This is a genomic window from Mesorhizobium sp. M7A.F.Ca.US.010.02.1.1 (genome assembly GCF_004023085.1).
Lineage (GTDB): Bacteria > Pseudomonadota > Alphaproteobacteria > Rhizobiales > Rhizobiaceae > Mesorhizobium.
Genome location: NZ_RZRV01000005.1, coordinates 153,879 through 166,163, shown reverse-complemented (window position 1 = coordinate 166,163; position 12,285 = coordinate 153,879). Strand labels below are relative to the sequence as shown.

Sequence of the window (12,285 nt, the reverse complement as noted above, 5' to 3'; positions counted from 1 at the left end):
GACGGAACATGAAAATGATGAAATGGGGGGCTTCGGCCCTGGCCCTTGGCCTCGTACATTTTGCGGCGCCGGCGGAAGCCGCCGGCGGCAAGACGCTCGAAACCGTCAAGGCACGCGGCATGCTGAACTGCACCGGCCATGACGGCTCCTATCTCGGCTTCGCCGAGGTGGACGACAAGGGCAACTGGAAGGGCATGGACATCGATCTCTGCAAGGCGGTAGCCGCGGCCGTGTTCGGCGACCCGGCGAAGCTGAAGGTCGTTCCGATCAGCTGGGCCCAGCGCTGGCCGGCCTTGCAGTCCGGCGATGTCGACATCATCATCAAGGCCTCGGGCGGCACGCTCAGCCGCGACACCGAACTTGGGCTGCAGTTCTCCATGTCCTACTATCTCGGGACCACCAAGGTGATGGCGCACAAGGAGCTGAACCTCAAGTCGCTCAAGGATGCCGCAGGCGGCACGATCTGCATTCCCGCCGGCACCTCGCAGGAACAGCAGGTCGCTGCCTATACGGCCAAGCTCGGCATCAAGCTCGAACCGGTGCTCATCGAGAAGACCGAGGAGCTCGAGCAGGCCTATTTCTCGGGACGCTGCGATCTTTATGCGCAGTGGGGTCCGACACTGGCCATTGCGCGCATCGCCAAGAGCAAGGTCGACGACCACGTCATCCTGCCCGACGTGCTCGCCGTCGAGCCTGAAGTCATGATCATGCGGCAAGGCGACGACAACTGGGTCGACATCGCCAACTGGACGCTGAGCACGCTGATCTTTGCCGAGCAGGAAGGTATCACCTCGAAGAACGTCGACGAGATAAAGGCCAAGCCGACCTCACCGCAGGTCGCCAAATTCCTCGGCGTCACGCCAGGCATGGGCAAAGGTCTCGGGCTCTCCGACGACTGGGCCTACAAGGTGATCAAGAACGTCGGCAACTACGGCGAAATCTTCGATCGCGATCTCGGCAAGGACTCGCCCTACAAGATGGATCGCGAACTGACCAATTTGTGGAACAATGGCGGTGTCCTGTTCCCGCTGGTTGTCGATTGATCCGTTCTGAACGCATCCCACTCCAGGTCCCGCCCGGCTCCCACCGGGCGGGACCGCGCGGCAATTCGGGAAGGATTTCTGAATGGTCAGCCTGCTGAGAAATCAAAAAGTCCGCAACGCACTGTTGCAGGTCCTGTATGTCGGCTCGATCGCCGCGATGGTGCTTGCCGGCATTGCGATCGCCAGACAGAACCTGGCGGCGCAGGGGATCACCTCCGGATTCGACTTCCTGTTCAAGTCGACGGGCTGGGACCTGAACTTCTCGCTGCTGCCCGCCACGGCGAACGATCCTTATTGGTGGTACTTCCTCATCGGGATCATCAATACGCTGTTTCTGGGAACCGTCGGCCTGACGCTGGCGACGATCGTGGGAACGATCGTCGGCCTGGCGCGGACATCCTCGAACGAATTGGCCCGGCTGCTCGGCCGCACCTATGTGGACATCTTCCGAAACATCCCGCTGATCCTCCAGGTTTTTTTCTGGTATGCCGTCATCACCCATCTGCCGACGCCGCGCGCCGCGCATGAGGGATGGGGCTTTCTCCTCACCAGCCGGGGGCTTTACATTCCGTTCCCCAATGTCAGCAGCGCCGCGCTCGCTGCGGCGACATTGGCTGTGATTGCCGCCATCGCGCTGCCGATCTGGCTGGGCAGGACATCGCGCCTCAGCCTGCCGGTCGGCCAGCGTGGCGGCATCCAGCTTGCCTGCGCGGCGGCGGCACTTGCCTGCGCGGCCGTCGTTCTGGTGGCCGGCCGCCTGGCCGACTTGCCGCTGCTCGATTTCCCGGCGCTGCAAGGTCTCAATCTGAGAGGCGGCCTGCGCATTCCGCCGGAATTTGCGACACTGGCCATCGCGATCGCCATCTATGGCGGCTCCTACATCGCCGAGATCGTGCGCGGCGGGTTCAAGGCTGTCGGCAAGGGCCAGGTCGAGGCGGCTCTTTCCCTGGGCCTCGGCCCGTGGCGGGTCTTCATGCTGGTGCGGCTGCCGCTGGCACTACGCGCCATGCTGCCAATCCTCGCCAACCAGTATGTCTGGCTGATGAAGGCGACCACAATGGGCATCGCGGTGGGCTTCACGGATTTCTTCATGATCGTGGCGCTGACGATCAACCATTCCGGCCAGACAATCGAAGCGATCGGCATCCTGATGGCTGGCTTCCTCGCCATCAACCTCAGCCTCGCCGCCATCTTCAACCGCATCAACAAAGCAATCGCCCTCAAGGGCAACCAGTTGAGGGGGTGAGGGATGGAAATGGTCGTTGTCGCCCCTCCTGCCCTTGGAAAGATCGAGGATCTGAGGCGGCGCTTCTTTGCGACACCCCTGCAGGCATTGCTGTCGCTGGCTTCCCTGGCGATCATGGTCTTCCTGGTCTGGAAGCTCCTGAATTGGGCGGTTTTCTCGGCCGTCTTCACGACGAGCGGCGGACCCGAAGCCTGTCAGGCGGCGGCGGGAGCCTGCTGGTCGGTCATTGCCGCGCGATGGCGCATCATCCTGTTCGGCCTCTATCCCTATGACGAGCAGTGGCGGTCGGCCCTGGCTTGCCTGACCGTCGTGGTCATGACGGTGCTAAGTTGCATTCCGGCCTTCTGGACGGGTCGCCGCATCGCACTCGTATGGGGAGCCGGAACGGCGCTTTTCTACGTGCTGATGAAGGGCGGCGTGCTTGGTCTGCCCTATGTCGGCGAGGAGGCCTGGGGCGGACTGGCGCTGACCCTGTTCATCTTCGTGACCACCTGCCTGATCGGCTTCCCGCTGGCAATCTGCCTGGCGCTGCTGCGCCGCTCCGGCCTGCCATGGATTTCCCGCACCACCGGCCTCATCATCGACGGAGTGCGTTCATTGCCTCTGATCTCGATCCTGTTCACCTTCGCCATCGTGCTGCCGTTCGCACTGCCGCAATGGCTGGTGGGCGACAAGCTGTACCGGGTGATCCTGGGCTCGGCCCTGTTTTTTTCCGCCTACCAGGCGGAGATCGTCAGAGGTGGGATGCAGGGCGTTCCCAGTGGGCAAGAAGAGGCAGCCATGGCGCTTGGCATGCGCTATTGGCAGCGCGTCGGCCGCATTCTTCTACCGCAGGCCATGCGCAATGCGCTGCCGGCGACGATCAACCAGTTCGTGATCTCGTTCAAGGAAACCTCGCTGGTGATCATCGTCGGCTTCTTCGAGATCCTGGCCTCCGGCAATGCCGCCTACGGCACTGGCGAGTGGCGCTTCGCCTACGTCGAGGTCTATGCCTTCATCGCCTTCATCTACTTCATCTTCGTGTTCAGCCTGTCCCGCTATGGCGCTTTTCTCGAGCGCCGTATGTCGGTCGGCGAACGATAGGGGGCGTTTACGTGATTTCAGGAAGCTCGCCCCGATCCAGCGGCCCCGCGGTGCTGATCGAAAATCTCGACAAATATTACGGGACATTCCAGGCGCTGCGAAAGGTGAGCTTGTCCGTGGATCGCGGCGAGAGGATCGTCGTCTGCGGCCCGTCCGGCTCCGGCAAGTCCACCATGATCCGCTGCATCAACCGTCTGGAGCAGCACAATGGCGGCCGGATCACCGTGCTCGGCACCGAGCTCAACGACGATGTCGGCAACATCGACGGGATCAGGCGGGAAGTCGGCATGGTGTTCCAGCACTTCAACCTGTTTCCACACATGACGGTGCTGGAGAACTGCATGCTCGCGCCCATGATCGTGCGCAAGGTGCCGCGCGCGGATGCCGAGGCGACCGCCCGGCGCTATCTGGAGAAGGTACGCATTCCCGAACAGGCGATGAAGTATCCCGGTCAGTTGTCCGGTGGCCAGCAACAGCGGGTCGCGATAGCGCGTGCCCTTTGCATGCAGCCCGAGATCATGCTGTTCGATGAGCCGACCTCTGCGCTCGACCCGGAAATGATCGCGGAAGTGCTCGACGTCATAGTCACGCTCGCCTCCGAAGGCATGACAATGATCTGCGTCACGCATGAGATGGGTTTTGCGCGCCGGGTTGCCGACCGGGTGATTTTCATGGATGGAGGCGAGATCGTCGAACAGGCGCCTCCCGATGAATTCTTCACCTCTTCCCGCAACGAGCGCACGCGGCAGTTCCTGTCGCAAGTGCTTGGTCACTGATCGATGCAACGATCCCGCGTCAGGCCGCAGCCATGTCCGTGACTGATCCCGTCACCGCCTTGCGCGAGATGCTCGGACCGAAAGGCTGGCTTTCGGGCAGCGATGCCAGGCCCTATCAGCGCGATTGGCTCGATCGCTACGGCGTCGCGGCTCTGGGCGTGGCCAGGCCTGCGGACACCTCCGAAGTGGCCAGTGTCGTAAAGGCATGCCACACGGCCGGACTGGCGGTCGTGCCGCAAGGCGGCAACACCGGGCTTTGCGGCGGCGCCGTCGCCGATCGGCCGGATGCAGTGATCGTTTCGCTTTCGCGCATGACGGCGATCGGCAAACCGGACTTGGACAGCGGCTCGATCCTCATCGAGGCGGGGGCCGTGCTTGCCGCGCTGCACGAGGCGCTGGAACCGCACGGCCTGATGTTTCCGATGCATCTCGGCGCGGAAGGCAGCGCCAGGATCGGCGGCTTGGTCGGCACCAATGCCGGCGGCAGCCAGGCATTCCGGTATGGCATGATGCAAGACCTCGTGCTTGGCCTGGAGGTCGTGACCCCTGACGGGGCGATATGGAACGGGCTGCGCGCGGTGCAGAAGGACAATGCCGGCTACCAGTTGCGCAAGCTCTATTGCGGCGCGGAAGGAACGCTTGGCATCGTGACGCGCGCGATCCTGCGGCTCTACCCGATGCCGCGGCGGCAGGCGAGCGCGCTTGTCGTCATGCCCGATTTCGCCGCGGCGGTTTCGTTCGGCACCTTTCTGCGGGGCGAGGCGGGGGAATTCCTGACCGGCCTCGAGTTCTTCTCCGACATCGGGCTGGGACTGGCCCTCAAACACCTGCCCGACCTAGCCTACCAGTTGGAGGCACGCGGCGAGGTCTATGTGCTGGTCGAACTGGCATCGGGCGCCCCCCGTGTTCCGCTCGACGAGATACTGGCTTCGGCGCTGGAGTGGGGGATGGAGCAAGGCCTGGTGCTGGACGGAGCATTGGCGGCGACGGGCGCGCATCGCGCACAATTCTGGCGGCTGCGAGAGGAGCAACCGGAAGGACAGAGGCTGGAAGGCGAGCAGCTGAAGCACGACATCTCGGTGCCTCCGGGCGCTATCGCCCGTTTCGTCGAGGCCGGCGCAGAGATCTGCGACGACATTCTTCCCGGCGTGCGGATAAACCCATTCGGGCATCTCGGCGACGGCAACATCCACTACAATCTGTCGCCGCCGGAAGGCCGCGCCGGCTTTGACGGCAAGGCCGAGCGGTTCGCCGAGGCGCTATCGTCGCTTGCCACGGAAATGGGCGGCAGTTTCGCGGCCGAGCATGGACTTGGCCGCGCCAAGGTCGCCACGGCCGACCGAAACCGCAGTCCGTTGGAGCGCGAACTCATGGCGCGGCTCAATAATGCATTCGATCCACGGGGAACGATGAATCCGGGCGTGCTGGTGCACGCTGCTCGGCAAAGAAAAACTTTCGAATAGACGGCATTTCTTGATTTCGCCCCGAACCGCCTGCGTGCACCTATGAACCGAAGGCAGGCTCGATCGACCTGCCGCCAAAGTGAGGATGTCGAAGCATGATCCGCAATGGCGGCCGCCTTCTCGTCGAGTGCCTGATCGGGCTTGGCGCGACCAGGAGCTTCGGCGTGCCCGGAGAAAGTTATCTGGCCGTCCTGGACGCGCTGCACGACACGCAGGGAAAGCTGGACTACACGCTTTGCCGCAATGAAGGCGGCGCGGCGTTCATGGCCTCGGCCTACGGCAAGCTTACCGGCTCGCCAGGCATCTGTTTCGTGACGCGCGGCCCAGGCGCCACCAACGCCAGCATCGGCGTTCACACGGCCATGCAGGACAGTTCGCCGATGATCCTGTTCGTCGGCCAGGTCGGCACCGACATGAAGGGCCGCGAAGCCTTTCAGGAAATCGACTACCGGGCGGTGTTCGGCACGGTCGCCAAATGGGCGGTCGAGATCGACGATGTCGCGCGCCTGCCCGAGATTGTGGCGCGGGCATGGACGACCGCATTGACCGGACGACCTGGTCCCGTCGTGGTCGCGCTGCCCGAGGACATGCTGACCACCATGACCGAAGCGGCTCCGCTCAGCGCACCGGTGGCCATTTTCGAGCCGGCGCCGGCGCCGGAAGCGATCGCTTCGGCCTTCAGGCTGCTGGCCAAGGCCGAGAGGCCGGTCCTGCTTATGGGCGGCGCCAACTGGACCGTGGACGGACGCGCGGCGCTACAGGCTTTCGCAGAGGTTTCCGACATCCCTGTCGTGGCGGCCTTTCGCTATCAGGACCAGTTCGACAACCATTCGCCGGTCTTTGTCGGCGAGGCCGGCGTCGGCATGGTGGCGCATGTCAAAGCCCTGCTCCGCGACGCCGACGTGATCCTGGCCGTCAATGTGCGTTTCGGCGAGATGACCACGGACGGCTATACGCTGCTGTCCGTGCCGTTGCCGCGCCAGAAACTGATCCATGCCCATGGCTCCGATCGCGAGATCGGCAAGATCTATGTGCCGGCCATCGGTATCCATGCCGGGCCGAACGCTTTCGCCCGGGCGTTGACGCCCGTCAAAGGCGGCTGGGCGGACTGGCGCGCGACGGCCCGCAAAGCCTATGAAGGGACATTCGGCGCGCCCGTCCAGCCCGGCCCGGTGGACATGGTGGAGGTCAGCGCCTGGCTGCGCGAAAACCTGCCTGCCGACGTCATTCTCACCAACGGCGCCGGCAATTTCACCGTCTGGCCGAACAAGTTCTTCAAGTTCGGGCCGGACGCACGGCTGCTCGCCCCGCAGTCTGGCGCCATGGGCTACGGCCTGCCGGCGGCAATTGCCGCCAAGGTTGCGTTTCCAGAACGCACGGTCGTCTGCTTTGCCGGCGACGGCGACTTCCAGATGAATTGCCAGGAACTCGGAACCGCCATGCAGGCTGGCGCGCAGCCGATCGTGCTGATCCTCAACAACGGCATCTACGGCACGATCCGCGCCCATCAGGAGCGCCACTATCCGGCGCGCGTTTCGGGCACGTCGCTCGAAAACCCTGATTTCGTGACACTGGCAAAGGCCTATGGCTTCCATGCCGAGCGGATCGAGGCGACGCGCGATTTCGCGGCGGCGTTCGATCGGGCGCTCGGATCCGTGACGGGAGCGGTCCTCGACATCGCCATATCTCCCGAAGCGCTGACGCCCCGACAGACCCTTTCCCAGATGCGTGACGCCGCGCTCGCTTCCCAGAAGGCCAAGGCATGACCTCCAAAGACGACATCCGTCTCGGCGCGGACATCGGCGGCACGTTCACCGACGTCGCGCTCGACCTCAGGGGAACGATCTTCTCCACCAAGGTGTTGACCAATTATGCGGCGCCCGAGCAGGCGATCCTGGACGGCATTGCCGTCGTCACGCGCGATGCCGGTATCGCGCTTGACGAGATCGGCATCATCATCCACGGCACGACGCTGGCGACGAATGCGCTCATCGAACGCCGTGGCGCCAGGACCGCGCTGGTCACCACCGAAGGGTTCCGCGATGTCATCGAGATGCGTACGGAAAACCGCTTCGAGCAGTATGACCTCGACCTGCAGCTGCCGGCGCCGCTAATCCCGCGCGAGCACCGTTTCACGGTAAAGGGCCGGATCGGCGCGGAAGGCCAGGAGCTTCAGCCGCTCGACGAAGCCGCCCTGGAAGGCATTGCCGACCGGATCGGGGCCGGCGGCTTCGGCTCCGTGGCGATCGGCTTCATCCATGCCTACACCAACCCTGATCATGAGCGCCGGGCACGCGCTATCCTGTCCCGCAAGCTTGCCATCCCGATTTCGATCAGCGCCGAAGTCTCGCCGCAGATGCGCGAGTTCGAACGCTTCAACACGGTCTGCGCCAACGCCTATGTGCGGCCGCAGATGGCGGACTATCTCGCGCGTTTCCAGACGCGCTTGAAGGAGATGGGCGCCGAGTGCCCGGTCTTCATGATCCATTCGGGCGGCGGTCTGATCTCGGTGGAGACGGCCTCGGAATTTCCCGTGCGCCTCGTCGAGTCCGGCCCGGCCGGCGGCGCCATCTTCGCCGCCGACATCGCCAGGCGATTCGGCCTGGAAAAGGTCGTCTCCTATGACATGGGCGGCACCACTGCAAAGATCTGCCTGATCGAGGATTATGCGCCGCGCACCGCCAGAACCTTCGAAGTGGCGCGTACCTATCGCTTCTGCAAAGGTTCCGGCATGCCGATCTCCATTCCCGTGATCGAGATGATCGAGATCGGCGCCGGCGGCGGCTCGATCGCCTGGGTCGACGCCATGGGCCGCATCCAGACCGGTCCCGAAAGTGCCGGATCGGAACCTGGCCCGGCCTGCTACGGCCGCGGCGGCAGGCGCCCGGCCATCACAGATGCCGACCTGGTGCTCGGCAAGCTCGATCCCGACAATTTCGCCGGCGGCGCCATCAGGCTGGACACGTCCGCATCCGAACAGGCGATCCTGCGCGATGTCGGCGAACGCCTGTCGCTCGATGCCATGGCGACGGCCTTCGGCATCTGCGAGGTGGTGGACGAGAACATGGCCAATGCCGCCCGCGTCCATGCCGTCGAAAACGGCAAAAACATTTCCGACAACGTGATGATCGCCTTCGGTGGCGCGGCCCCGCTTCACGCCGCGAGGCTTTGCGAGAAACTCGGCATCGACCAGTGCATCGTCCCCAAGGGCGCGGGCGTCGGATCGGCGATCGGCTTCCTCAAGGCTCCGTTCGGCTACGAAGCCCTGGCATCCCGGCTGACGCGGCTGTCGCAGTTTAAGCCGGCCGAGGCCAATGCTTTGCTCGACGACCTCAAAGTGTCAGCCGAAAGCTTCGTGCGGGCAGGGGCCAACGGTACGATCACATGCGAAATCACCGCCTTCATGCGCTACGCCGGCCAGGGCTGGGAAATCCCCGTGCCGCTGCCGGACAAGCCGTTCGGCAACGATGCCGCAACCACGCTCGAGGATTTGTTCCAGGCGAATTACCAACGCTTCTTCGGCCGCGCCATCGAAGGACTTGGCGGCCTGGAAATCGAGATCGTCACCTGGTCCGTGAAGGCGACGGATGTCCGGCCTGCTGTCGCCAGGCACGAGCTGATCACCGGCAAGCGGACCACTCAGCCGGCAACAAGCCGCGCGGTGTTCGATCCGGCCAGCGGTGCGCCACGGACCTATGGCATCGTCGAACGGGAGGGGCTGTGCACCGGCGATCGGGTGGCGGGCCCGGTCATCATCGTCGAACGCGAGACGTCCACCGTCGTCACCACGAGCTTCGACGCCGTCATCCAGAGCGACGGCGCAATCCTTCTGATCCGCAAAGGCAGCCAGGCATGAGCGACATCAGTGAAATCCGCATGCAGGTTATGTGGAACCGGTTGATCTCGGTGGTCGAGGAGCAGGCCCTCACCTTGCTGCGCACGGCTTTCTCGACATCGGTGCGCGAATCCGGCGACCTGTCGGCGGGCGTGTTCGATCCCCGCGGCCAGATGCTGGCACAGGCGGTGACGGGAACGCCCGGCCATGTCAACACCATGGCCGAGGCGGTGCTGCATTTCATGAATGAAATCCCGCGCGAAACCATGTTCGAGGGCGACACCTACGTCACCAATGACCCCTGGTTGGGCACGGGCCACCTGCACGACATCACCATGGTGTCGCCGTCGTTCCTGAACGGCGAATTGGTTGCGTTCTTCGCCTGCACTGCGCATGTGGTCGATGTCGGTGGGCGCGGCTTCGGCGCTGACGGCAAGTCGGTCTACGAGGAAGGTATCCAGATCCCGATCATGAAGTTCGCGGAGAAGGGCAAGGTCAATTTCGATCTCGTCAGGATCCTGCGCGCCAACGTCCGCGAGCCGAACCAGGTCATCGGCGATTTCTATTCGCTCGCCGCCTGCAACGAAGTCGGCCACCGACGCCTCGTCGACATGATGAAGGAGATCGGCCTGGCATCGCTGGACGGGCTTGGCGAGTTCATCTTCTCGCGCACCCGCGACGCCATGGTCGAACGCATCAAGGCGATGCCCAAAGGCAGCTGGTCGAACGCGCTGGTGACCGACGGCTACGACAAGCCGGTGAAGCTCGCGGCGACCGTCACGGTTCGGGACGCCGGCGTCGAGGTCGATTTCACCGGTACCGACCCGATGAGCCGATGGGGCATCAACTGCCCGATTATCTACAGCAAGGCCTATGCCTGCTACGCGTTGAAATGCGTGGTGGCGCCCGATATTCCTAACAATGCCGCGTCGCTCGCCTTCTTCACCGTGTCGTCTCCGGTCAACATCCTGAACGCCGTGCGGCCGGCGCCGGTGGCGCTCAGGCACATCTTCGGCCACATGGTTCCCGATCTGGTGCTCGGCGCGATCGCCAAGGCGATGCCCGGCAAGATTCTTGCCGAGGGCGCCGGCGCACTGTGGAACATCCATATCTCGGTTCGGCCGGTCTCCGGCGGTTCGGGCCGCCGCGCCGAGGTGCTGATGTTCAATTCCGGCGGCATGGGCGCGCGCCCCGGCCTCGACGGATTGTCGGCGACGGCCTTCCCCTCCGGCGTCCATACGATGCCGATCGAGGCAACGGAGCACACCGGCCCGATCGTCATCTGGCGCAAGGAGCTGCGGCCCGATTCCGGCGGCGACGGCGAGTTCCGCGGCGGGCTCGGGCAGGTTATCGAAATCGAGGCGATCGAGGGCCATGAATTCGACTTTTCGGCCATGTTCGACCGCGTCAATCATCCCGCCCACGGGCGCAACGGCGGCGGGCCTGGAGTGGCCGGCGTGGTCAGGCTGGACGATGGCACGCAGATGCGACCCAAAGGTTGGCAGCATGTTCCGGCCGGCCGTCGGCTGATCCTCCAATTGCCGGGCGGCGGCGGCTATGGCGATCCGTCCAAGCGCAGCACCGAGGCGCGGGCGAACGACCGCTCCAAGGAATACATTTCGGAGAACGGCAAATGAGCTACATTGCCTCGCGCCTGTCTGCGGTGAAGCCTTCGGCGTCCATGGCTGCTTCGCAAGCAGCCAAGGCCCTGCGCGCCAAGGGCGTCGACGTGATCGATCTTGGCTTGGGCGAGCCGGATTTCCCGACACCGAGCCACATCATCGAAGCGGCGCATTTCGCCGCGAAGGCCGGCCAGACGCTATACACGGGTGCCGCCGGCACGGCCGAGGTGCGCGAAGCCGTGGCCGGCAAGTTCCGCCGCGAAAACGGACTGGACTACACGGCGGACGACGTCGTCGTGGCCAATGGCGCCAAGCAGATCATCTTCAACGCGCTGATGGCGACGCTGGAGTCTGGTGACGAAGCGATCCTGCCGGCGCCCTACTTCGTCTCCTATCCCGAGATGGTGAAGCTGCTCGGCGGCACGCCTGTCGTTATCGAGTGCCCGGAAACTTCGGGCTTCCGGCTGACGCCGGAGCTGCTCGAAAAAGCCATCACGCCAAGGACGAAATGGCTGTTCCTCAACATGCCCGGCAACCCCTCCGGCGCCATATATTCGCAATCGGACCTGCGGGCACTCGGAGCGGTTTTGGCAAGGCATCCGCAGGTGCTGGTGCTTTCCGACGAGATTTACGAGCACATCCTGTTCGACGGACGCGACTTCGTCTCCTTCGGCAAGGCTTGCCCGGAACTCAGGGACCGCACCCTGATCGTCAACGGCGTCTCCAAATCCTATGCGATGACCGGGTGGCGTGTCGGCTATGCCGCCGGGCCGGCGCCGCTCACCAGGGCGATGGCGACCATCCAGAGCCAGTCCTGCACGTCCGTCTGCTCGATCGCGCAAGCGGCGACGGTGGCCGCGCTCAACGGCCCCCAGGACGAGGTGGCACGCTTTCGGCAGGCGTTCGAGGCGCGCCGCGACCTTGTCGTCGACGGCATCAGGCGAATCAACGGTCTTACGCTTTCGCCACCGGAAGGCGCCTTCTATGCCTATATCGGCTGCGCCAGCCTGATCGGCCGCAGGACCCCAAAAGGCGTCGTGCTCGAGGACGACACGGCAGTGGCGAATTATCTCCTGAACGAAGGGCGCGTGGCCTCGGTGCCGGGCGCCGCCTATGGACTTTCACCCTATTTCCGCATCTCGACCGCGACCGGCGAAGAGGTGCTGACCGGAGCGATCGCGCGCATCAACGCCGCCGTCGCGCAAGTGGAGTAGATC

Annotated in this window: 9 protein-coding genes; all 9 read left to right on the top strand. The window is 64.2% G+C overall.

Annotation, left to right across the window (positions count from 1 at the left end):
- Positions 1-8: 8 nt before the first annotated feature.
- The 9 genes from EOA19_RS07395 to EOA19_RS07355 all read left to right on the top strand — a co-directional run bounded on the left by EOA19_RS07395 (position 9) and on the right by EOA19_RS07355 (position 12,282).
- Complete coding sequence (locus tag EOA19_RS07395) at positions 9-1,043, top strand: amino acid ABC transporter substrate-binding protein (RefSeq protein WP_023810153.1); 1,035 nt, start codon at positions 9-11, stop codon at positions 1,041-1,043.
- A gap of 82 nt (positions 1,044-1,125) precedes the next feature.
- The gene (locus tag EOA19_RS07390) at positions 1,126-2,289 is read left to right on the top strand and encodes an ABC transporter permease subunit (protein WP_023810152.1); all 1,164 of its coding nucleotides are present in this window, start codon (positions 1,126-1,128) and stop codon (positions 2,287-2,289) included.
- 3 nt (positions 2,290-2,292) lie between these two features.
- Entirely contained in the window at positions 2,293-3,372 is a 1,080-nt protein-coding gene (locus tag EOA19_RS07385) for an amino acid ABC transporter permease (RefSeq protein WP_128303175.1), read from the top strand.
- An 11-nt stretch (positions 3,373-3,383) separates the two neighbouring features.
- Positions 3,384-4,148, top strand: coding sequence for an amino acid ABC transporter ATP-binding protein (locus tag EOA19_RS07380; RefSeq protein WP_128303174.1), 765 nt, complete (start codon positions 3,384-3,386; stop codon positions 4,146-4,148).
- A gap of 32 nt (positions 4,149-4,180) precedes the next feature.
- Positions 4,181-5,611: an FAD-binding oxidoreductase gene (locus tag EOA19_RS07375; protein WP_245486096.1), complete on the top strand. Its 1,431-nt coding sequence runs from the start codon at positions 4,181-4,183 to the stop codon at positions 5,609-5,611.
- A gap of 95 nt (positions 5,612-5,706) precedes the next feature.
- Positions 5,707-7,377, top strand: a complete 1,671-nt coding sequence (locus tag EOA19_RS07370) for a thiamine pyrophosphate-binding protein (protein ID WP_128303173.1) — start codon at positions 5,707-5,709, stop codon at positions 7,375-7,377.
- On the top strand, positions 7,374-9,467 hold the full coding sequence (locus EOA19_RS07365; RefSeq protein WP_128303172.1) for a hydantoinase/oxoprolinase family protein: 2,094 nt from the start codon (positions 7,374-7,376) through the stop codon (positions 9,465-9,467). Before EOA19_RS07370 ends, EOA19_RS07365 begins: the two co-directional genes overlap by 4 nt.
- On the top strand, positions 9,464-11,083 hold the full coding sequence (locus EOA19_RS07360; RefSeq protein ID WP_128303171.1) for a hydantoinase B/oxoprolinase family protein: 1,620 nt from the start codon (positions 9,464-9,466) through the stop codon (positions 11,081-11,083). The genes EOA19_RS07365 and EOA19_RS07360 overlap by 4 nt, the downstream gene beginning before the upstream one ends.
- Entirely contained in the window at positions 11,080-12,282 is a 1,203-nt protein-coding gene (locus EOA19_RS07355; RefSeq protein WP_128303170.1) for a pyridoxal phosphate-dependent aminotransferase, read from the top strand. The genes EOA19_RS07360 and EOA19_RS07355 overlap by 4 nt, the downstream gene beginning before the upstream one ends.
- Positions 12,283-12,285: the final 3 nt, after the last annotated feature.

Excerpts from the sequence above, each read along its gene's own strand:
- EOA19_RS07395 (WP_023810153.1), top strand. The coding sequence starts at position 9 with ATGAAAATGATGAAATGGGGGGCTTCGGCCCTGGCCCTTGGCCTCGTA.
- EOA19_RS07390 (WP_023810152.1), top strand. The coding sequence starts at position 1,126 with ATGGTCAGCCTGCTGAGAAATCAAAAAGTCCGCAACGCACTGTTGCAG.
- EOA19_RS07385 (WP_128303175.1), top strand. The coding sequence starts at position 2,293 with ATGGAAATGGTCGTTGTCGCCCCTCCTGCCCTTGGAAAGATCGAGGAT.
- EOA19_RS07375 (WP_245486096.1), top strand. The coding sequence starts at position 4,181 with ATGTCCGTGACTGATCCCGTCACCGCCTTGCGCGAGATGCTCGGACCG.
- EOA19_RS07370 (WP_128303173.1), top strand. The coding sequence starts at position 5,707 with ATGATCCGCAATGGCGGCCGCCTTCTCGTCGAGTGCCTGATCGGGCTT.
- EOA19_RS07365 (WP_128303172.1), top strand. The coding sequence starts at position 7,374 with ATGACCTCCAAAGACGACATCCGTCTCGGCGCGGACATCGGCGGCACG.
- EOA19_RS07360 (WP_128303171.1), top strand. The coding sequence starts at position 9,464 with ATGAGCGACATCAGTGAAATCCGCATGCAGGTTATGTGGAACCGGTTG.
- EOA19_RS07355 (WP_128303170.1), top strand. The coding sequence starts at position 11,080 with ATGAGCTACATTGCCTCGCGCCTGTCTGCGGTGAAGCCTTCGGCGTCC.